Here is a 21,526-nt window from a genome sequence, read left to right as displayed (position 1 = left end):
TCACAAATTCGTAACATATGGAAATTATAATATAATCCTGTATAGTAGAAGAGGATTGAAACAGGAGAGAATGCTTATGAAGCATATAGGACTGATGGGGCGTGTGGGCGTCAGCTTCTTCGTCAGCACGGTGCTGCCACTGGTGCTGATGTTTCTGATGTTCCGCGGAGACATCACGATGGGAACGAATATGGCGATTCTGATTCTTGCAGGTCTTTTTCTGATCTGCTGGATCTATATGGGGATCGTGCGTCCGGTCGATGAGCTGAAGGCGGCGGCGAAGCGCATCGAGTCCGGAGATCTCGATTTCACGCTGGAAGCAGAGACGAACGACGAGTTCGGTGAGCTGATGCAGGCCTTCGATGAGATGCGGATTCGTCTCAAGGAAACCCAGGAGGAGAAGATACGAAACGATACAGCCAACCGTGAGCTGGTCTCCAACATTGCCCATGATCTGAAGACGCCGCTGACGGCGATCAAGGGCTACAGCGAGGGCCTGCTCGATGGGGTCGCCAGCAGTCCGGAGATGCAGCGGAAGTATATTCGGACCATCAACAACAAGGCGGCGGAGATGGATCGCCTGATCGACGAGCTGCGCTACTATGTGAAGGTCGAGTCGGATAAGATCCCGTATGATTTTCAGCATATCTGTGTGAAGGATTATTTCCAGGACTGTGCGGAGGAGATCGGACTCGATATGGATTCGCAGGGAATCCGATTCAGCTATCGCAATACGATCGACCCGGAGGTGGAGATGATCGCGGATCCGGAGCAGCTCCGGAAGGTGATCAGTAACATCATTTCGAATTCTGTGAAATATATGGATAAGGAAGAAAAGGAGATCGCGCTGAGTCTGGAGGATGCCGGGGATTTCATCCAGGTGAATATCCGGGATAACGGAAAGGGCATCTCCCGCTCGGATCTGCCGTATATTTTCCAGCGTTTCTTCCGGGCGGACAGCTCGCGCAATTCGATGAAGGGGGGATCCGGTATCGGCCTTTCCATCGTGAAGAAGATCATAGAGGACAGTGGCGGACGGATCTGGGCGAGCTCGAAGGAGGGCGAGGAAACCACGATTCATTTCGTTTTACGTAAATACATCAAGAGCCCGAAGGAGGCGTAAACTATGGATGAGGATAAGAAGAACATACTGATTATAGAGGATGAGCAGTCGATTGCGGAGCTGGAGCGGGATTATCTGGAGATTTCCGGCTTTTCCGTCGATATCGCATCCGATGGTGATACCGGTCTTCAGAAGGCACTGGAGGGCGACTATGCACTCATCATCCTGGATCTGATGCTGCCGGGAAAGGACGGCTTCCAGGTATGTAAGGAGGTCCGGGAGATGAAGGATATACCGATCATCATCGTTTCTGCACGGAAGGATGATATCGATAAGATCCGAGGGCTTGGTCTCGGTGCCGATGATTATGTGACGAAGCCGTTTTCTGCTTCGGAGATGGTGGCACGGGTGAAGGCGCACATGGCACGGTATGCACGTCTCGTCGGCAGCGGCCGGGAGGAGAGCGGGGTCATCGAGATTCATGGACTGAAGATCGATCCGAGTGCCCGCCGCGTATTCGTGAACGGAGAGGAGCGGACCTTTACGACGAAGGAGTTCGACCTTCTCTACTTCCTCGCCTCGCATCCGAATCATGTATACACGAAGGCGGAGCTCTTCAAGGAGATCTGGAAGATGGATTCCGTCGGTGACATCGCGACCGTCACGGTGCATATCAAGAAGATCCGCGAGAAGATCGAGATGGATTCTGCGAAGCCACAGTATATCGAAACCATCTGGGGTGTCGGATACCGCTTTAAGGTCTGACCGTGAGCTGTCCAGATTTATAAAGCCTTTGAAATTCTTTGATTTACGATGGAATTTCTTAGGCTTTTTTGTGTGGGAAAAATAATTCACGATGTAAACGTTTACATTTTCTGTTCAGACTTTACTAACAATTTTTCCTAAAGTATAATTCGAATAGAGATTTTTCCTCGACATGGGTTAAATCGTATGAGTCGTTTTGCAGAGATCGCCGTCCATGTGTACGGCCTTTTTTTAAGAGATGCACTCATCAACATACATAGGATTAGGAGGATAAGCGATGGCTAAGAAATGGGTTTACTTGTTCACGGAGGGTAACGCAGACATGCGTGAGCTTCTGGGTGGTAAGGGTGCAAACCTTGCAGAGATGACCAATATCGGTCTCCCGGTTCCACAGGGCTTCACCATCACGACAGAGGCCTGCACACAGTACTACGAGGACGGTCGTGAGATCAATGCGGAGATCATGGGTCAGATCGACGAGCATATCGAAAAGATGGAGGAGATTACCGGTAAGAAGTTCGGTGATCACGAGAATCCGCTTCTGGTATCGGTACGTTCCGGTGCACGTGCTTCCATGCCGGGTATGATGGACACCATTCTGAACCTTGGTCTTAACGAGGACGTTGTAAAGGTTCTTTCTGAGAAGTCCGGTAACCCACGTTGGGCATGGGATTCCTACAGAAGATTTATTCAGATGTACTCAGATGTCGTTATGGAAGTTTCCAAGAGCGAGTTTGAGAAGCTGATCGATAAGAAGAAGGAAGAGAAGGGTGTAAAGCTCGATGTCGAGCTGAGCGCAGAGGATCTTCATGATCTCGCAGAGCAGTTCAAGGCGAAGTATAAGGAAGCACTCGGTGAGGACTTCCCGGCAGACCCGAAGGCACAGCTCTATGGCGCAATCAAGGCCGTATTCCGTTCATGGGATAACCCACGTGCAAACGTTTATCGTCGTGACAATGATATCCCATATTCCTGGGGTACTGCTGTAAACGTACAGTCCATGGCATTCGGTAACATGGGTGATGACTGTGGTACCGGTGTAGCCTTCACGAGAGATCCGGCTACCGGTGCAAAGGGCCTCTTCGGTGAGTTCCTTACGAACGCACAGGGCGAGGACGTTGTCGCAGGTGTTCGTACGCCGATGCACATCCAGGAGATGGAGCAGAAGTTCCCGGAGGCATTCGCAGAGTTCGTAAAGGTATGCGAGACCCTCGAGAAGCATTATAGAGATATGCAGGATATGGAGTTTACCGTTGAGCACGGTAAGCTGTACATGCTGCAGACCAGAAATGGTAAGAGAACCGCACAGGCTGCGCTGAAGATCGCCTGCGACCTCGTATATGAGGGCATGAGAAGCGAGAAGGAAGCCGTTGCGATGATCGATCCACGTAACCTCGATACACTTCTTCACCCGCAGTTCGATAAGGATGCGCTGAAGGCAGCGGTTCCGATGGGTAAGGGCCTCGGTGCTTCCCCAGGAGCGGCATGTGGTAAGGTCGTCTTCACTGCAGAGGATGCAGAGGCGTGGAACGCACGTGGCGAGAAGGTGATTCTCGTTCGTCTCGAGACTTCCCCAGAGGATATCACAGGTATGAAGTCTTCCGAGGGTATCCTGACCGTTCGTGGCGGTATGACCAGCCATGCAGCCGTTGTTGCCCGTGGTATGGGTGAGTGCTGCGTATCCGGCTGCGGTGATATCGTGATGGATGAGGAGAACAAGAAGTTCACACTCGGCGGAAAGACCATCAAGGAGGGAGATTTCATTTCCATCGATGGTACAACCGGTAACATCTACGAGGGTAAGATCGCTACCGTAGATGCTCAGATTTCCGGCGACTTCGGTCGTATCATGGGCTGGGCTGATAAGTATAGAAAGCTCGGCGTAAGAACCAACGCGGATACACCGCGCGATGCTGCAAAGGCACGTGAGCTCGGTGCGGAGGGTATCGGCCTCTGCCGTACAGAGCACATGTTCTTCGACCCGGAGAGAATCGAAGCATTCCGTGAGATGATCTGCTCCGATACGGTTGAAGAGCGTAAGAAGGCACTCGAGAAGATCGAGCCGTATCAGCAGGATGACTTCAGACAGCTCTTCGAGGCGATGGAAGGCAACCCTGTTACCATTCGTTTCCTGGATCCGCCTCTTCACGAGTTCGTTCCGACCACGGAGCCGGAGATCAAGGCACTTGCAGAGAAGATGGGCAAGACGGTTGAGCAGATCAAGGCGATCATTACCGGTCTCCACGAGTTCAACCCGATGATGGGTCACAGAGGATGCCGTCTGACCGTAACCTATCCTGAGATCGCAGTTATGCAGACACAGGCGATCATCCGTGCAGCCATCGAGGTAAAGAAAGCACATGCTGACTGGAACCTCGTTCCGGAGATCATGATTCCGCTCGTTGGCGAGGTGAAGGAGTTCAAGTTCGTGAAGGACATCGTCGTAAAGACCGCAGACGAGGAAATCGCAGCGGCTGGCGTAGAGCTCAAGTATGAGGTTGGTACCATGATCGAGATCCCGAGAGCTGCTCTTACAGCTGACGAGATCGCTGCAGAGGCTGATTTCTTCTGCTTCGGTACAAACGACCTTACACAGATGACCTTCGGCTTCTCACGTGATGATGCCGGTAAGTTCCTGAACAGCTACTATGACACCAAGATCTACGAGCAGGATCCGTTCGCAAAGCTCGATCAGAAGGGTGTTGGTAAGCTCATGGATATGTCACTGAAGCTTGGTAAGCCGGTGAACCCGAACCTCCACTGCGGTATCTGCGGCGAGCACGGCGGCGATCCTTCTTCTGTAGAGTTCTGCCACAACATCGGCCTCGACTATGTATCCTGCTCACCGTTCCGTGTACCGGTAGCAAGACTTGCAGCAGCACAGGCTGAGATCAACAATCCGAGAAAGTAATTTCACAGGATCGTGGATTAAATAAGTGATGATAAACACCGGAGACTGTCCTCGACATTCTCCGGTGTTTTATATCGTACACAGGTATGGACAGGGGGGAATTATGGCTGGAGATCATAGCGGACTAAATAAAGAAGAAATGAAAAACATCGCGCTGATCGGTTTTATGGGTGCCGGAAAAACGACAGTATCACATGCACTCAGAGCACTGTATGGACTGACAGAGATCGATACGGATCAGGAAATCGTGCGCCAGGAGGGACGCCCGATTACGGAGATTTTTGCGACGGATGGAGAGGCGTATTTCCGGCAGCTTGAGCACGACGTGGTGCTGCGTTTTCAGGATGTGCATGCGGCGGTGATCTCCTGTGGCGGGGGTCTCGTGATGAATCCGGAAAATGTTAAAAATCTGCGTACATCCTGCATCATTGTTTTTCTGACGGCGACCCCGGAGACGACGCTCCTTCGGGTGAAGGATTCTGCGGATCGTCCGATCCTGAACGGACATATGGATGTCGCGTATATCCGTATGTTGCAGGAGAAGCGCCGGCCGGCGTATGAGGCGGCAGCGGATATATGCGTCGCGACGGACGGGAAGGATGTGGAGACGATCTGCTGTGAAATTATGCAGAAAATGAAGGATTACTCATAATTATATAAATAGTACAGGACCGCGTTATTGTGTTGAAAAGTGCGCAATAACGCGGTTTTTGTATGCTGCTTTTGGCGCTTATTCTGCGCCAGTTTATAATTTTTTTATAATTTTGTTGCGAAATTAACGAAGCTATAATATAATTTTCACGAATAAGACATATTCCACTTGCGAATAATCGTCATGTTTTACACAGATTGTGAGGATAGAAAATGAATCATCAGGAAGTGAATAAGGAACTGCTCCATTTTCTGGATCATAGCCCGAATGCATTTTATGCAGTAGCCAATATGCAGAAGGAACTCGAGGACGCCGGTTTCACCCGCCTCTATGAGGGCTGCCCGTGGACACTGTCCGAGGGCCATGGCTACTATGTGACACGGAACGATTCGGCCATCATCGCCTTTCGTATACCGGAGGGTGAGTATAAGGGCTTCCAGATCATGGCGAGCCACTGCGATTCACCGGTTTTTAAGATCAAGACGAACGCAGAGATCGTCGTGGACAACAGCTATGTCAAGCTGAATGTCGAGAAGTATGGCGGTATGCTCTGTGCACCATGGCTGGATCGTCCGCTTTCCGTTGCCGGTCGTGTAGTCGTTCAGACGGAGGAGGGCATCGCGACGAAGCTGGTCAATGTTGATCGGGATCTTCTCATCATTCCGAACGTGGCGATCCATATGAATCGTCAGGTCAATGACGGTTATGCATTTAATGCACAGGTGGATATGCTGCCGCTGTTCTGTGAGCAGGGTGAGGAGAAGAACCAGTTCATGCAGCTGATCGCAGACGAGGCAGCTGTGCAGGTGGAGGACATCCTGGATACGGATCTCTTCCTGTATAACCGCATGAAGGGAACGACGCTCGGCCTCCATGGCGAGTTCATCGCAAGTGGACGTCTGGATGATCTCCAGTGTGCATTTGCATCTCTGAAGGGCTTCCTCGCGGCCGAGCTGAAACAGTCCATCGCTGTTCACTGTGTCTATGATAACGAGGAGGTCGGCTCCGGTACGAAACAGGGTGCCGCCAGCACCTTCCTGAAAGATACACTCCAGCGCATCAGCCGCGCGATGGGACGCAGCGAGGAGCAGTACCTCATGAGCATCGCTTCGAGCTTCATGGTATCTGCAGATAATGCACATGCCGTGCATCCGAACCATGCCGAGAAGGCAGATCCGACCAACCGCCCGTATATGAACCGGGGAATCGTCATCAAGTACAGCGCGAACCAGAAGTATACGACCGATGGTGTTTCCGGCGCTGTGATGCGCGCGATCTGTAAGAAGGCAGCTGTGCCATGTCAGACCTTCACCAACCGCTCCGATATGCTCGGCGGCTCGACGCTGGGAAATATTTCGCAGGCGCAGGTTGCGCTGAACACCGTCGATATCGGACTGCCACAGCTCGCGATGCACTCTCCGTATGAGACGGCCGGTGCGCGGGATACCGCGTATCTGATCGAGGCGGCGCGGGTACTGTTCAGCTCGAGCTTTGAAGGAAACGGGGACGGCAATTACAGACTGATCTTCTGATCATGATCATGTGTGGATGAGCCCGTGGAACAGGCGAATGCTGATCACCGGGCTTTCAAAACAAAGCGAAATCTGAATTCGTTTCGCTAAACAACAAAAAAGGAGTATACATATGGATTCAAAACACATTAAATGGACGACGCTCGCGTTCATGGCGTTTTCGACGGTCTGGGGCTTCGGAAATGTACTGAACGGCTTCATCTACTTCAACGGTATCCAGGTTATTTTCAGCTGGATCCTCATGTTTGCGCTTTACTTCGTACCATACGCACTGATGGTCGGTGAGCTGGGTTCCGCATTTAAGGAGTCCGGTGGTGGTGTGAGCTCATGGATTCTGAAGACGACAGGACCGAAGCTTGCGTACTATGCAGGCTGGACCTACTGGGCATGCCATATCACCTACATCGCAAGTAAGTCCTCCGGTGGTCTGAAGGCATTGAGCTGGGCTGTGTTCCGTAACGCGGAAGCATACGATACCTTCCCTACACTGGCAGTACAGCTGATCACCTTCTGTATCCTGATTCTGTTCTGCTATATCGCAAGCCGTGGTCTGAACCCGCTGAAGAAGATGGCGACACTGGCAGGTACCAGCATGTTCATCATGTCCATCCTCTACATCATCATGATGTTCGGTGCGCGTGCCATCAATCCGGCTTCTTCCTTCGTGACACTGGATTTCAGTGCGAAGAACCTGATTCCGACCTTCGACTGGAAGTACTTCACCTCCCTGTCCATCCTGGTTTTCGCTGTCGGTGGCTGTGAGAAGATCTCTCCGTATGTTAATAAGGTAGAGAACCCGAGCAAGGGCTTCCCGCGTGCGATGATTAGCCTGGCGATCATGGTTGTGATCTGTGCGATTCTCGGTACCATCGCGATGGGCATGATGTTCGATCCGACCATCATCAACGAGTCCAAGGAGAGCTTCAACTCCTATAACTCGAACGGTTCCTACTGGGCATTCCAGAGACTGGGCGAGTACTATCATATGGGTGACAGCCTGATGATCATTTACGCACTCTGCAACGCGGTAGGTCAGCTTTCCACGCTTGTCATCAGTATCGATGCACCGCTTCGTATGCTGTTTGACAACGAGGATGCGCGTGAGTTTATCCCGTCGAAGCTTCTCAGACAGAATGATAAGGGTGCCTATGTCAACGGTATCAAGATGGTTGCGGTTCTTTCCGGTGCTATCATCCTCGTACAGTCCTTCGTTCCTGGTGCAGCGACCGTTCTGAAGCAGCTCACCAAGCTGAACTCCGTATGTATGCCGATGCGTTATCTCTGGGTATTTGCAGCGTACATCGCACTTCGTAAGGCGGAGGACAGGTTCAAGCCGGAGTATCGTTTCGTGAAGAATCATAACGTGGCTATGTTCTTCGGCTGCTGGTGCTTCTTCGTGACCGCGGCGAGCTGTCTGCTCGGTGTTTATGATGAAGACCTGTTCACCATGTGTCTCAACATCATCACACCGTGCGTACTGACAGCACTCGGTATCATCCTTCCGATTCTGAAGAAGAGAGAGGATGCAGCGAAGGCCTGATCCTTCAGATGCTGAAAGAGAGGATGCAGCGAAAGGCATCATGGCGTATGCCCGGAAAGCATCTACAGGAAAACAGATACAAAATGCTTTGCCAGGATGTAGAGAAATCTGCATCTTGGCAAATTTTGACAAGAAAAGTGAACCGGTTTACCGCAACATTCACAAACTTTGTGAAGAGTGCCTGTGAAGGCTTGAACCGGGGTACCAAATCAACTATGATGATGCTGGTATGGATGTATTCAGGCATCGTGCCTGAGAACATAGAAGTAAGAAAAATGGAAGAAAAAGGAGATTTGTTATGGCTGGAATTCTTGATAAGTTCAGACTTGATGGCAAGGTTGCATGGGTAACCGGCGCATCCTATGGACTGGGTCTAGCATATGCGAAGGCATTTGCTGAGGCTGGCGCAAAGAAGGTCGTTTTCAATGATATCAATCAGGAGCTCGTAGACAGAGGTATCGCAGAGTACCAGAAGCTCGGCATCGATGCATACGGTGTCGTATGTGATGTTACGAACGAGGAGCAGGTAAACGCACTCGTGAAGGATATCGAGGAGAAGTTCGGTGGTGTTGATATCCTGGTAAATAATGCCGGCATCATCAAGAGAATCCCGATGGTTGAGATGACGAAGCAGCAGTGGGATCAGGTTATTAATGTCGATCTCACCGGTCCTTTCCTCTGCGCAAAGGCTGTCCTTCCAGGCATGATCAAGAAGGGCTACGGCAAGATCATCAACGCATGCTCCATGATGTCTGAGCTTGGTCGTGAGACGGTATCTGCTTATGCAGCTGCCAAGGGCGGCCTCAAGATGCTCACAAAGAACATCTGCTCTGAGTATGGTCAGTACAACATTCAGTGTAACGCGATCGGACCTGGCTACATCGCTACTCCGCAGACTGCTCCGCTTCGTGCAAAGCAGGCAGACGGTTCCATGGCTCCGTTTGATCGTTTCATCCGTTCGAAGACACCTGCACAGCGCTGGGGCGAGACAGAGGACCTCGAGGGTCTCGCTGTATTCCTCGCTTCTCCGGCATCTGACTTCATCAACGGTCAGGTCATATACATCGATGGTGGTATCCTCGCGTACATCGGTCAGGATCCTAGCCAGCTCGATGAGTCCAAGTTCCAGGACGTTACAGGCGTTGAGGATATCAAGGTAGCAGATCACTGATCTTGGTTTTCTGGATACGTTCACGAGAGACTGCTGCGGCAGTCTCTCGTTTTCTTTTAGTAGAAAATATGCTACACTGCATGAGAGAAGGCAGACAGGAAAACCAGGAGGTTTATATATGGCAGATTATACTGAAAGAGCCAACCAGAAGCTGGTTGACGCGATCCATGCACTGAAGGCATCAAATGGTGAAAACACAGGTGCGGAGCAGATCGTGATGGAGGAGATGGCGGGTGCTGAGTTCATCATGCCGGTACGTATCGTCGGCGAGAAGGCACGTGAGCGTAAGCTTCTGTATGGTGTCACCGCAAACAAGGACGGTGCACACTTCTACATGGTATTCACGAGCCGGGCAAATCTGAAGGCATGGTTTAAGAGCGAGCCGGTACAGAGCGTGAAGCACAGCTTCGAGGAGGCGGCCGATATCGCGATGAACGATCGGCAGATCTACGGCTTCGTTCTGAACCCGGGTACGGATGATTTCATCGTCGCCCGTGAGATGATCATCGATCTTCGCACGAAGATCAAGGGCGCTGAGCTCGGACTCGAGGGTGAGAAGTCCAGCGCAGACGAAGACATCATTTTCAAGAATGTCCGGGAGGATCAGACGACAGCGGATCTTCTGAATGCACTGACCGGTGCGATGCGGAGCGATCGTAATGTGGCGGCGGGGTACATCCGTGACATGGTCCGCAATGGACACACGGATTACTGCGTTATCGTTCGTCACATCGGTTCGATGGATGAGACCTTCCCGAGACTGATGGCAGCGGCACGTCGTGCCAGCCGTGGACGCTCTGTGGCACTTCTGTCGGCACGTGCGCCGATCGCGGCGAAGGCGATCGAGGGTCAGCAGCCGTTCTATCAGAGAGCGTTTAAGATCGTCGAGCAGTAAGCCGGAAGCAGCAGGCATTGATTCCTTCTGAATGGGGAAAATGCATGAAAATGACGGATCAGGCGAAAGGAGGGGCGGATGGCGGAGTTGACACATGTGGATCACCGTGCGTTCGGACCGCTGTATGATGCGGATTCGGAGGTGCTGGTGCTGGGCTCGATTCCTTCGCCGAAGTCGCGGGAAATGAAGTTCTACTACGGACATCCGCAGAATCGTTTCTGGAGGGTTATGGCGACAGTGCTGGCGGAGACATTGCCCGAAAGTGTCGAGGAGAAGTCCGCGATGATGCGGCGTCACCACATCGCCCTCTGGGATGCGCTGAGTGAGTGCGATATCGTGGGCGCATCGGATGCCAGCATCCGAAATCCGGTTCCGACGGACATCGAGGGACTCCTGAAGAAGACGAAGATCACGCGCATCTTCTGCACGGGTGCGAGCTCGTATAAGTACTATGAAAAGTATCAGTACCCGCGGACCGGTATCCATGCGGTGAAGCTTTCGTCGACGTCGCCGGCGAACTGTGCGGTATCTTTTGAGCGTCTGGTGACGGAATATCAGCAGATCATCGCAAATAATTCTTGACTTACTTATGTAAGGAAATGTATTATGGGCATATTACATAACAGTTACTGTTAGGAAAGAGGTATTTCTATGAAGCATATTATGACATTAAACACAAGAGATATGAAGAGATCCGAGGAGAAGGGCGGCTGTGGCGAGTGCCAGACATCCTGCCAGTCTGCTTGCAAGACCAGCTGTGGTATCGCTAACCAGCAGTGTGAGAACAAGAACGCTTAATATCAGGTTCGTGTATCGACCGGGGCATGAACAGCCCCGGTTTTTTATTGCTTATCGATTTTGGTTTTTTGTATCGATTTTCTGATCGTTTTTCGATCATTAGAGTAGGAGATTTCATGATTCATCAGTATAAACTCAATGGTTATAACATCGTTCTCGATGTATACAGCGCAAGCGTTCATGTGACCGACGACCTGGCTTATGACGCGATCCATCTGATCGACAGCGGCATGAGTGAGGAGGCGGCGACGGAAGAGCTTCGCACGGTGCATCCGGAAGCATCGGCGGAGGAGCTCGCGGATACCTTCGCGGATATCCATGAGCTGACGGAGCAGGGAAAGCTCTTTACGAAGGATGTCTATGAGAAGGCCGCCGGCTATCTCAAGCAGCAGTCCACGGTGGTGAAGGCACTCTGTCTCCTCGTGGCACATACCTGTGATCTGAACTGCAGCTACTGCTTCGCATCCCAGGGAAAGTTTCATGGTAAGGAAGGGATCATGACCATCGAGACCGCAAAGCGTGCGATCGACTTCCTGGTAGAGAATTCCGGCAACCGTCGGAATCTCGAGGTCGATTTCTTCGGTGGTGAGCCGCTGCTGAACTTTGAGCTCTGTAAGGAAACCGTGGCGTACGCGCGTTCCATCGAGAAGGCGCACAATAAGAACTTCCGCTTCACGCTGACGACAAACGGTGTCAAGCTGACAGACGAGGTCATCGAGTGGGCGAATAAGGAGTGCTACAATGTCGTTCTTTCACTGGATGGACGGAAGGAGGTCCATGACCGCTTCCGTGTCGATCGTGCAGGTCGCGGCTCCTATGACCGTATCGTGCCGAACTTCCAGAAGTTCGTCGAGTCCCGTGGTGATAAGAGCTACTATATGCGCGGAACCTTCTCCCACTACAACACGGATTTTACAAACGATATCTTCCACATGGCGGATGATCTCGGCTTCTCCGAGCTCTCTATGGAGCCGGTTGTCACCGATCCGTCCAGCCCGAGTGCGCTGACCGAGGAGGACCTTCCGGTTCTGTACGAGCAGTATGAGATTCTCGCGAAGGATATGCTGCGTCGTGAGAAGGACGGTAAGCCGATCACCTTCTATCATTACATGATCGATCTCGAGCACGGTCCATGCGTGTACAAGCGTGTGTCCGGCTGTGGTTCAGGAACGGAGTATATGGCCGTGACTGCCTGGGGCGACCTCTATCCTTGCCATCAGTTCGTAAACGATCCGGAGTATAAGCTCGGTAACATCTGGGATGGTGTGCAGCATGAGAACATCCGTGATGAGTTTAAGGAGTGTAATGTTTACTCCCGTCCGGAGTGTAAGGAGTGCTGGGCACGTATGTACTGTGCCGGCGGCTGCGCAGCCAATGCCCTGCATGCTACCGGTGATATCCACGGTGTCTATGAGTATGGCTGTAAGCTCTTCCGTAAGCGGATGGAGTGTGCGCTCATGATGAAGGTAGCGGAGGCCGAGATGGCTCAGGAAGCAGATGAAGAAGCATAATCTGAAAGATCAGCTGGATCAGTATCTGAATCAACAGTATTATCCGATGCATATGCCGGGACATAAGCGCCGCGTGGCGGTCGTACCGGAGTGTGTTCTGCGTTATGATCTGACGGAGGTCTCCGGGACGGATGACCTCCACCATGCGTCGGGGATCCTGAAGGACGCCATGGCACGAACGAGTGCACTGCATGGCGCGGACCGAAGCTGGTATCTGGTCAATGGAAGCACCTGCGGGAATCTCGCAGGTGTTTCTGCTATCGTGCCCTATGATGGAGAACTGATCGTCGCGCGAAACTGCCATCGTTCGGTGTTCCATGCGATCGAGCTTCGCCATGCGCATCCGCACTGGCTCTGGCCATCCATGGATCCGGCAACCGGCATTTTCGACAGCATCCGGCCGGAGGCGGTGGAAGCACTGCTCGACGAGTATCCGGAGAGCCGCGCGGTGGTACTGACGAGTCCGAGCTATGAGGGCGTGGTTTCGGATATCCGGCGCATCGCGGATCTCTGTCATCTGCATGGGATCCCGCTGATGGTGGATGAAGCACATGGCGCGCATCTCGGCCTCATGCCGGAGGCGGGCTTCCCGGACAGTGCGACCCGCCAGGGCGCGGACATCAGTGTGCAGTCAGCACACAAAACCCTGCTGGGCATGACGCAGACGGCGTATCTTCATCTGCGTGGAGAGCGGGTATCGGAAAGCGTCATCGAGGAAAAGCTGTCGATCTTTGAAAGCTCTTCGCCATCGTATCCGCTGATGCTGTCGCTGGCGGGCTGTACCGAATGGATGGAGCAGGAGGGACGGCAGTGCTTTATGGACTGGGCAGCAGCACTTCGGGCCTTTGATGAAACGATCCGGTCACTTCGACACCTGCGCGTGCTCTGCCATGGTGAAGATACGGTGAATGCACATGCGTTTTATGCATTTGATCAGAGTAAGCTCGTGATCGACTGCAGCGCAACGCGGCTCAGCGGCTATGCGCTGATGGATCTCCTGCGGATGTACTTTCACTATGAGCTGGAGATGGCGCAGCCGGGCTATGCGCTCGCGATGACCGGGCCGGGCGATGATTTTGCGGAGCTTCCGCGTTTCGCAGAGGCGCTGCGGATGATCGACCAGGTACTGGATGAGGATGAAAATGCAGATTCGGTACGCACTTTGGTGGATGGCACGTGGACGGATGTGGATATGTCCGCCTTGAGAGAAGCCGTACGGAGAAAATGTGCGACCGATACGATGGCGGAAGTGCGAAACAGCGCTGAATCGGCACGCCTCGCGATGGTGGACATCCCGAGCCTGCAGGAGGCGACACCGAAGGAAATGGTACAGACTCCGTGCGAGGCGGTGGAAGCGGCTGTGGAGATGGTGCCGGTCGCGGCGCTCCAGGGACGCGTTTCCGGAGAGTATGTCTATAGCTACCCACCTGGGATTCCACTTCTGGTACCGGGGGAACGCATCACCGAGGCGATGGTCCGCTACCTGCAGCAGGCAGATAAGCGATATGATGAACTTCGTTATTCGCGCTCGGAAGCTGTGCCTGGAAGGGTCGCCTGTCTCACGCAGGTATGAAGTGCTCCTGCTGTCTGTGATAAAAATATATAAACAGGCTGAAAAACCGGTGGCGATGCCGCCGGTTTTTCAGCATCTTACGTAAAAGCATGCGGATGTGCAATTTTTTGCATAGCTGCATGCTATCTTTATACCTGTAAGGCAAACATACATTTTTAGAACAAATATTTGCAAACGACTGTTTACAAAACAAACGTACCGTGTTATGACGTGGATAGTTGATGAAGGAGGCAGAGCACATGAGAATTAATCTGAAAACTTTCGAGCTGGTAGCGATGATTATTTTAGGGATGGGCGTGATGGCATCCCTGTGTGAGTTCCACCAGGTGCGCTGGATCGGTTATGTCCTGAGCGCGGGCAGTGTGTATCTGCTGTATGAGATCGACCGGGAGCGTGCGCGCCAGCGTCATCGCGCGGCGTTTTACAGACGCATGGGACGGATCGTGGAGTCCAGACTGGCGGATACGATCTGAGAGAAGATCGGCAGGCTCTGTCAGAAAAACCAGCTGAAGCTGCATCATATGATATATACGCGCCCACCGCTGCATGAAAAAGTGCAGTGCTGGGCGCGTTCTGTTTTTTGAAGAGATGGAGAAACTACAGGATGTTGATGCCGTGTCTGTATCCGAGACGTTGCCATCTGGAGAAGATGGTTTAAGTGCGAATAAAAATCATGTTATAATGTCCGTGCTGGAAAAAACGTCATTATAACAGAAAAAACGAGGGCAGGATCATGGCAGCAGGTAGCGAGAGAGGCTGTCGAGCGTTGCCTGCGGAAAAAGTGAGAAAGGTTTTTATATATGAAAATAGTAGAGAAAATCACGCAGGAGCTCGGACTGAAGACCTGGCAGACGGAGGCGGTCATCCGACTGATCGATGAGGGAAATACGATCCCGTTTATCGCACGTTACCGCAAGGAGGCGACGGGTGCGATGCACGATGACGTGCTGCGTGCCTTCGATGAGCGTCTGCGTTATCTTCGGAATCTGGAGGAGCGGAAGGAGACGATTCTCGCCTCGATCGAGGAGCAGGGAAAGCTGACGGCTGCCCTGCGGAAGGAAATCGAGGAAGCAGAGACGGCGGTGAAGCTCGAGGATATCTACCGTCCATATAAGCCGAAGCGTCGCACCCGTGCGATGATCGCCCGTGAGCGTGGCTTGGAACCGTTGGCGCTTTACATTCTCTCGGGGCAGGGGAAGCCGGCGGTTCCGGTGGAGGCGGAGAAGTATGTCGATGCGGAGCATGAAGTACCGGATGTAAAGGCGGCGATCCAGGGCGCAGAGGATATCATCGCAGAGACGATGTCGGATAGTGCAGCGCTGCGTGCCTGGATCCGCCGGAAGAGTGTGGAGGAGGGCTGCATCGTATCCGCTGGCCGGACGAAGCAGCAGGCTGCGGAACACAGCGTATATGATAACTACTATGCATATTCAGAGCCGATTCGTAGGATTCCGGGCCACCGTGTACTGGCACTGAATCGTGGTGAAAAGGAGAAGATCCTCAGCATCCGGCTGGAGGTGCCGGAGGCGGAGATTCTTCACTTTATGGCGCAGAAGATGGGCGCAGAACAGCATCCATCGAGTGCGTCCTATATTCGCGAGGCCTGTGTTGATGCCTATAAGCGGCTCATCGGGCCGTCGATCGAGACGGAGATCCGGAATGATCTGACGGATCGGGCAGAGGATGGAGCGATTCAGGTCTTCCGTGAGAACCTGCGGCAGCTGCTGATGCAGGCCCCGCTGAGCGGAAAGACCGTACTGGGCTGGGATCCGGCCTTCCGTACCGGCTGTAAGATCGCGGTGGTGGATCCGACCGGAAAGGTGCTGGATACGACGGTGGTTTTCCCGACGGCACCGCAGAACCGCGTGGAGGAGGCGATGCGGACCATCGAAGACCTGATCCGAAAGTATCATGTGGATGTGATTTCACTCGGCAATGGTACAGCCTCCCGTGAATCCGAGCAGATCATCGCAGATTATATAAAGAAGGATCATCTGCCAGTGCAGTATGTGATCGTGAACGAGGCGGGGGCGTCTGTCTATTCTGCGTCCGCACTTGCGACAGAGGAGTTCCCGAATTTCGATGTAGGGCAGCGCTCGGCGACCTCGATGGCGCGACGGCTGCAGGATCCGCTGGCAGAACTTGTTAAGATCGATCCGAAGTCGATCGGTGTCGGACAGTATCAGCATGATATGAACCAGACGAAGCTGAGTGAGCAGCTGTCGAGTGTCGTCGAGGACAGCGTCAACAGCGTCGGTGTCGATGTGAACACCGCAAGCTTCGCGCTCCTGTCGTATGTGTCAGGCATCAATAAGACCATCGCACGAAACATCGTCGCCTACCGCGAGGAGAAGGGCGCCTTTCGCTCCCGTAAGGAGCTCCTGAAGGTGGCGAAGCTCGGCCCGAAGGCATACGAGCAGTGTGCCGGCTTCCTGCGGATACGGAATGGAAAGGAAGCGCTGGATAACACAGCGGTGCATCCGGAAAGCTATGCTGTTGCGAAGGCACTTCTCACATCGATGGGATATACGGAGGAGGATCTTCAGAGTGGGAAGAATGCGCAGCTGGCGGCGAAGCTGCAGTCTGCGAAGAGCTCGATTCCGGCACTGGCAGAACAGCTACAGGTCGGTGTCTATACGCTCGAGGATATCGTGCAGGAGCTGATCCGGCCGGGACGTGACCCTCGGGAGGATGTACCGGTACCGGTGCTTCGCTCGGATGTGCTCGATTTTGATGATCTGAAGCCGGAGATGGAGCTTCAGGGAACCGTTCGAAATATCGTGGATTTCGGCGCGTTCGTCGATATCGGTGTGCACCAGGATGGACTCGTGCATATCTCGCAGCTCGCGGATCGATTTGTGAAGCATCCGCTCGACGTCGTAAAGGTCGGCGACATCGTTCGCGTCCGGGTGCTGTCGGTGGATAAGACACGGAAAAAGATCTCACTCACGATGAAAGGCGTAGACCAGCACCGCTAAGGGCGGCATAGCGATGAAAATCAAGCAGGGCTCCGGAGGGAAGGCAACAGAAGTCATCCCTCCGGGGCCCTGCTTAATTCTTGAACCGTCGGCAGGACCGAATGCGCCGGATGCATAGCCCTCCGGGGCTCTGCCGGATTTTTGCCTGCGGACACCGTGGATACCGAGATGTATTAGCACGTTGAATTGTAACACTTTCCGACATTAAAAATTTAAATCGATTGTAATAACAGTTATATGTGTTATAATTGGCCGTGATATTTTTTATTAGGGGGTTATCAAATGGATAACAAAGAACAGTTCAAGCCATTTATCCCGGCTGAGAAGATCGTTCCTGAAATGACCGCTTTCTCGATCATTATGGGTGCCATTCTCGCCGTGATCTTTGGTGCAGCCAATGCTTACCTGGGATTACGAGTTGGTATGACCGTGTCCGCTTCGATCCCGGCAGCCGTTATCTCGATGGGTGTCATTCGTGTGATTCTTCATCGTGATTCTATTCTCGAGAACAATTTCGTTCAGACCGTAGGTTCCGCCGGTGAATCACTGGCTGCCGGCGCGATCTTCACGCTTCCGGCGATGTTCCTGTGGGCGAAGGATGGTCTCATGGAGAAGCCGAATCTCGTAGAGATCATGATTATCTGTCTCATCGGCGGTCTTCTCGGTGTATTCTTCATGGTACCACTTCGTAACGCGCTGATCGTGAAGGAGCACGGCACACTTCCGTATCCGGAAGGTCAGGCCTGTGCAGAGGTACTGCTCGCTGGTGAGGAGGGTGGCGATTCCGCTTCCGTTGTATTTGCGGGTCTCGGAATTTCTGCTGCTTTCAAGTTCGTCATCGACGGTCTCGGCCTCGTTCCGAGTGAGATCAACACACCGAGTACCGGTCTCGGCAGCTTCAAGGGCCAGATAGGTACCCAGATCTACCCGGCGGTCTTCTCTGTAGGTTATATCTGCGGACCGAAGATTTCTTCTTATATGTTCTGCGGTGGTGTCATCTCCTGGATGATGCTGATTCCGCTGATCGTTATGTTCGGTTCAGACGCCGTACTGTATCCTGGCACAGCACCGATCGGTGAGATGTTTGCACAGGGTGGTGTGAGCGCCATCTGGGGAAGCTATATCCGCTACATCGGTGCCGGCGCACTGGCAACCGGTGGTATCATTTCCCTCATCAAGTCTCTTCCGATGATCGTGACCACCTTCCGTGATTCCATGAAGGCACTCGCGGGTGGCCAGGGTGGAAGTGAGCTTCGTACAGATAAGAATATCAGCATGAAGGTGGTTGTCATCTGTCTTGCAGTTCTTATCGTTCTGACCGGTGTTCTTCCGCAGATCCCGGTTGGCATCGGCGGCGCAGTCCTGATCGCGATCTTCGGTTTCTTCTTTGCGGCCGTTTCATCCCGCATGGTTGGTATCGTTGGTTCTTCCAACAACCCGGTATCCGGTATGGCGATTGCGACACTTCTATTCTCCACCATCATCCTGAAGGCCACCGGCGCAGAGGGTGCAGCAGGCATGAAGGCAGCGATTGCCATCGGCACGGTGATCTGTATCGTAGCAGCCATCGCCGGTGATACCTCACAGGATCTGAAGACCGGTTACCTCGTAGGTGCGACACCGATCAAGCAGCAGTATGGTGAGATCATCGGTACCATCGTATCGGCGATCGCCATCGGTGGTGTTCTCTACCTTCTCGATGCAGCCTGGGGCTTCGGCTCGGAGCAGCTCGGTGCACCGCAGGCGACCCTGATGAAGATGATCGTTGAGGGCGTTATGGGTGGTAAGCTTCCATGGAGTCTGGTCATCGTGGGTGTCGTTCTTGCATGTGTGGTTGAGATCCTCGGTATCCCGGTGCTTCCGTTTGCCATCGGTGTTTATCTTCCGGTTCAGCTCAACGCATGCATCATGATCGGTGGTCTCGTTCGTCTGTACTTCGATCGTAAGAAGTATGCTTCCGAACAGGAGCAGACCAGAGTGACCAATCGTGGCGTACTTTACTGCTCTGGTATGATCGCCGGTGAGGGTCTCGTCGGCATCGTTCTGGCGATTCTTGCTGTTATCGGTGTATCCGATAAGATCAACATGGCAGGCGTACTGAATCTCAGCGCAGGCGCTGGCAACATCGCTTCTGCTGTCGTATTTGCGGTGATGATTCTTCTTGTGTTCAAGTTCACACTTGGCGGCAGGAAGAACGCATAAGGAATTCTCTATGGGTAAAAAGCCGAAGCTTAGTAAAGACGAGACCATCGCACTGTACAACAGCTATGTACCGGTGATCTCTCAGAAAATCAAAGAGTGGAAGATGGGCGAGGATGGACTCGTGACCCTCAGTATCGAGAATAAGGGCGCGATGAATACCATCATGCAGAAGCTCTTCCGAAAACCACGCATCTCCTATGTCCATCTGGACGAAACGGGAAGCTATATCTGGCAGCAGCTGGATGGGAAAACAAACGTGGCAGGCATCGCACAGGCGGTCCACGCACACTTCGGAGAGAAGGCGGAGCCTCTCTATGAACGTCTGCTGAAATTCTTTGAAATCGTCGAAAGCTATGACTTCATCTTCTGGCTGAAGCCGGATGTGAGATAAAACAGAATATGCTCTGAAGGCAGTGGAGGAGACTCCGCTGCCTTTTTTGTAATAGTGCCGCTGAGGGGGTCCGGCAGGAAAGGCAGAACGAAGCGTATCACCATCGATGTCTTGACAATCAAATGAAGCTCCATTATGATGATATAGTTAAATAAATTTAACTAAAATATTCGAGGCTTTATAGGAGAAGAGATGAAACTGGGAACGAAGGAACTGATGGTGCCGCTTTTACAGGGCGGAATGGGCGTCGGTGTGTCGCTGGGCGGACTCGCAGGCGCTGTGGCCCGGGAAGGGGCCATGGGCTGTATCAGCACAGCCGATGTCGGCTTCCGCGAGCCGGATTTCAGGCAGCATCCGGAGGAGGCGAATCTGCGTGCGCTGGAGAAGGAAATCCGAAAGGCGAAGGACATCGCCGGCGGGCATGGCCTCATCGCCATCAATGCGATGGTCGTGACACGCCAGTTTGGCGATGCGATCCGCGCAGCGGTAAAGGCAGGCATCGATGCCGTGATTTGCGGTGCGGGTCTACCACTGAACCTGCCGGAATTTGTACCGGAGGGAAGCGCGCTGATCGCCCCGATCGTCTCGAGCGCGAAGGCGGCGACGGTCATCATACGCATGTGGCAGCGGAAATATAAGCGCTATCCTGATTTCGTTGTGATGGAAGGATACAAAGCCGGCGGACATCTCGGCTTCGATCGTGCGGATTTGCAGGAAGGCAGATGCCGCAGAAATGAAGACATCATCCCGGAGCTCATTTCGGCACTGAAGCCGTTTGAGGAAGCTGCAGGCCATCCGATCCCTGTGTTCGCCGCGGGCGGTATCTGGGACCATGACGATTTTCGGGCAATGCAGGCGGCCGGAGCGGCTGGTGTGCAGCTCGCCACCCGTTTCATCGGAAGCTATGAATGCGACGCCTCTCAGGCCTATAAGGATGTCCTTCTGAACGCAAAGGCAGAAGATCTCCGTATCATTCAGAGCCCGGTCGGTATGCCTGGACGCGCCGTGTACACCCCGCTCCTTCAGCGCATGGAAGAGGAGGGCCGCGTTGCCCCAACCCACTGCTACCGTTGCATCTCCGTATGCAATCCGGCAGAAACGAAATACTGCATCACACAGGCCCTCACAGACGCCGTACTCGGCGACGTAGAGCACGGGCTCTTCTTCTCCGGCGCCAACGTCGAACGGCTCACAAAGATGGAACACGTAAAAGACATCATTCAGGATGTAGCAGGAGAGATATAAAACGGTATGCCGCCCCTTCTGACACCCTGAAAATATTTTGAAAAAAGTGAAAATGACGCTTGACATGCCCTGGTTTGTCTGTTAAAGTATGCAACTGTCGCCGCAAGCGAAACGGACACAAAGCTCCATCGCAAGCGAATGACAAAAAGAAATTTTAAAAAGTGCTTGACACAAGCGAAACGGTTTGCTAATATATACAAGCTGTCGCGAGACGAGAGCACAACGAACCTTGAAAATCAAAGATCGATTAATACACAGACCCTGAAGATTCTAAAGAATTTTCAGAGACCAGCAATGGT

The 21,526-nt window shown here is 52.9% G+C and carries 17 protein-coding genes; all 17 read left to right on the top strand.

Annotated features, from left to right (window positions below; translation table 11 throughout):
• Nucleotides 1-76: 76 nt before the first annotated feature.
• The gene (locus tag ACTQ52_RS10660; RefSeq protein ID WP_410042947.1) at nt 77-1,123 is read left to right on the top strand and encodes a sensor histidine kinase; all 1,047 of its coding nucleotides are present in this window, start codon (nt 77-79) and stop codon (nt 1,121-1,123) included.
• 3 nt (nt 1,124-1,126) lie between these two features.
• Complete coding sequence (locus tag ACTQ52_RS10655; protein ID WP_441982619.1) at nt 1,127-1,828, top strand: response regulator transcription factor; 702 nt, start codon at nt 1,127-1,129, stop codon at nt 1,826-1,828.
• A 277-nt stretch (nt 1,829-2,105) separates the two neighbouring features.
• On the top strand, nt 2,106-4,739 hold the full coding sequence (gene ppdK / locus ACTQ52_RS10650) for a pyruvate, phosphate dikinase (RefSeq protein ID WP_441982618.1): 2,634 nt from the start codon (nt 2,106-2,108) through the stop codon (nt 4,737-4,739).
• 103 nt (nt 4,740-4,842) lie between these two features.
• Nucleotides 4,843-5,391: a shikimate kinase gene (locus ACTQ52_RS10645; RefSeq protein ID WP_441226778.1), complete on the top strand. Its 549-nt coding sequence runs from the start codon at nt 4,843-4,845 to the stop codon at nt 5,389-5,391.
• A gap of 212 nt (nt 5,392-5,603) precedes the next feature.
• On the top strand, nt 5,604-6,923 hold the full coding sequence (locus ACTQ52_RS10640) for a M18 family aminopeptidase (RefSeq protein ID WP_410042951.1): 1,320 nt from the start codon (nt 5,604-5,606) through the stop codon (nt 6,921-6,923).
• Between the two features lie 112 nt (nt 6,924-7,035).
• Nucleotides 7,036-8,463 (top strand): APC family permease, encoded by a 1,428-nt coding sequence (locus ACTQ52_RS10635; protein WP_441226777.1) that lies wholly within the window; start codon nt 7,036-7,038, stop codon nt 8,461-8,463.
• A 298-nt stretch (nt 8,464-8,761) separates the two neighbouring features.
• On the top strand, nt 8,762-9,634 hold the full coding sequence (locus ACTQ52_RS10630) for a gluconate 5-dehydrogenase (RefSeq protein WP_441982617.1): 873 nt from the start codon (nt 8,762-8,764) through the stop codon (nt 9,632-9,634).
• Between the two features lie 118 nt (nt 9,635-9,752).
• Nucleotides 9,753-10,529, top strand: coding sequence for an enhanced serine sensitivity protein SseB C-terminal domain-containing protein (locus tag ACTQ52_RS10625; RefSeq protein ID WP_441982616.1), 777 nt, complete (start codon nt 9,753-9,755; stop codon nt 10,527-10,529).
• A 78-nt stretch (nt 10,530-10,607) separates the two neighbouring features.
• The gene (locus ACTQ52_RS10620; protein WP_410042955.1) at nt 10,608-11,111 is read left to right on the top strand and encodes a DNA-deoxyinosine glycosylase; all 504 of its coding nucleotides are present in this window, start codon (nt 10,608-10,610) and stop codon (nt 11,109-11,111) included.
• Nucleotides 11,112-11,180: 69 nt separating this feature from the next.
• Complete coding sequence (gene scfA / locus ACTQ52_RS10615; RefSeq protein ID WP_410042956.1) at nt 11,181-11,327, top strand: six-cysteine ranthipeptide SCIFF; 147 nt, start codon at nt 11,181-11,183, stop codon at nt 11,325-11,327.
• A 116-nt stretch (nt 11,328-11,443) separates the two neighbouring features.
• Nucleotides 11,444-12,838 carry a thioether cross-link-forming SCIFF peptide maturase gene (scfB, locus tag ACTQ52_RS10610; RefSeq protein WP_441226774.1) on the top strand — a complete coding sequence of 465 codons (1,395 nt, stop codon included), beginning with the start codon at nt 11,444-11,446 and terminating at the stop codon, nt 12,836-12,838.
• Nucleotides 12,825-14,411, top strand: coding sequence for an aminotransferase class I/II-fold pyridoxal phosphate-dependent enzyme (locus tag ACTQ52_RS10605; protein ID WP_441982615.1), 1,587 nt, complete (start codon nt 12,825-12,827; stop codon nt 14,409-14,411). Before scfB ends, ACTQ52_RS10605 begins: the two co-directional genes overlap by 14 nt.
• A gap of 239 nt (nt 14,412-14,650) precedes the next feature.
• On the top strand, nt 14,651-14,884 hold the full coding sequence (locus ACTQ52_RS10600; RefSeq protein WP_441226772.1) for a hypothetical protein: 234 nt from the start codon (nt 14,651-14,653) through the stop codon (nt 14,882-14,884).
• Nucleotides 14,885-15,211: 327 nt separating this feature from the next.
• A complete protein-coding gene (locus tag ACTQ52_RS10595; protein WP_441982614.1) occupies nt 15,212-17,389 on the top strand; it encodes a Tex family protein in 2,178 nt (725 codons plus the stop codon).
• Between the two features lie 282 nt (nt 17,390-17,671).
• Nucleotides 17,672-19,591 carry an OPT family oligopeptide transporter gene (locus tag ACTQ52_RS10590; RefSeq protein ID WP_441226770.1) on the top strand — a complete coding sequence of 640 codons (1,920 nt, stop codon included), beginning with the start codon at nt 17,672-17,674 and terminating at the stop codon, nt 19,589-19,591.
• Between the two features lie 10 nt (nt 19,592-19,601).
• Nucleotides 19,602-19,982, top strand: coding sequence for a PqqD family protein (locus ACTQ52_RS10585; protein ID WP_410042962.1), 381 nt, complete (start codon nt 19,602-19,604; stop codon nt 19,980-19,982).
• 192 nt (nt 19,983-20,174) lie between these two features.
• Nucleotides 20,175-21,227 carry an NAD(P)H-dependent flavin oxidoreductase gene (locus ACTQ52_RS10580; RefSeq protein WP_441226769.1) on the top strand — a complete coding sequence of 351 codons (1,053 nt, stop codon included), beginning with the start codon at nt 20,175-20,177 and terminating at the stop codon, nt 21,225-21,227.
• Nucleotides 21,228-21,526 lie beyond the last annotated feature (299 nt).

This window comes from Oribacterium sp. Sow4_G1_1 (genome assembly GCF_052116105.1).
Classification (GTDB): domain Bacteria; phylum Bacillota; class Clostridia; order Lachnospirales; family Lachnospiraceae; genus Oribacterium.
This window is presented reverse-complemented; position numbering and strand designations above follow the sequence as displayed.

Coding starts and splice junctions, on each gene's coding strand:
- ACTQ52_RS10660 (WP_410042947.1), top strand. CDS start 77: ATGAAGCATATAGGACTGATGGGGCGTGTGGGCGTCAGCTTCTTCGTC.
- ACTQ52_RS10655 (WP_441982619.1), top strand. CDS start 1,127: ATGGATGAGGATAAGAAGAACATACTGATTATAGAGGATGAGCAGTCG.
- ppdK (WP_441982618.1), top strand. CDS start 2,106: ATGGCTAAGAAATGGGTTTACTTGTTCACGGAGGGTAACGCAGACATG.
- ACTQ52_RS10645 (WP_441226778.1), top strand. CDS start 4,843: ATGGCTGGAGATCATAGCGGACTAAATAAAGAAGAAATGAAAAACATC.
- ACTQ52_RS10640 (WP_410042951.1), top strand. CDS start 5,604: ATGAATCATCAGGAAGTGAATAAGGAACTGCTCCATTTTCTGGATCAT.
- ACTQ52_RS10635 (WP_441226777.1), top strand. CDS start 7,036: ATGGATTCAAAACACATTAAATGGACGACGCTCGCGTTCATGGCGTTT.
- ACTQ52_RS10630 (WP_441982617.1), top strand. CDS start 8,762: ATGGCTGGAATTCTTGATAAGTTCAGACTTGATGGCAAGGTTGCATGG.
- ACTQ52_RS10625 (WP_441982616.1), top strand. CDS start 9,753: ATGGCAGATTATACTGAAAGAGCCAACCAGAAGCTGGTTGACGCGATC.
- ACTQ52_RS10620 (WP_410042955.1), top strand. CDS start 10,608: ATGGCGGAGTTGACACATGTGGATCACCGTGCGTTCGGACCGCTGTAT.
- scfA (WP_410042956.1), top strand. CDS start 11,181: ATGAAGCATATTATGACATTAAACACAAGAGATATGAAGAGATCCGAG.
- scfB (WP_441226774.1), top strand. CDS start 11,444: ATGATTCATCAGTATAAACTCAATGGTTATAACATCGTTCTCGATGTA.
- ACTQ52_RS10605 (WP_441982615.1), top strand. CDS start 12,825: ATGAAGAAGCATAATCTGAAAGATCAGCTGGATCAGTATCTGAATCAA.
- ACTQ52_RS10600 (WP_441226772.1), top strand. CDS start 14,651: ATGAGAATTAATCTGAAAACTTTCGAGCTGGTAGCGATGATTATTTTA.
- ACTQ52_RS10595 (WP_441982614.1), top strand. CDS start 15,212: ATGAAAATAGTAGAGAAAATCACGCAGGAGCTCGGACTGAAGACCTGG.
- ACTQ52_RS10590 (WP_441226770.1), top strand. CDS start 17,672: ATGGATAACAAAGAACAGTTCAAGCCATTTATCCCGGCTGAGAAGATC.
- ACTQ52_RS10585 (WP_410042962.1), top strand. CDS start 19,602: ATGGGTAAAAAGCCGAAGCTTAGTAAAGACGAGACCATCGCACTGTAC.
- ACTQ52_RS10580 (WP_441226769.1), top strand. CDS start 20,175: ATGAAACTGGGAACGAAGGAACTGATGGTGCCGCTTTTACAGGGCGGA.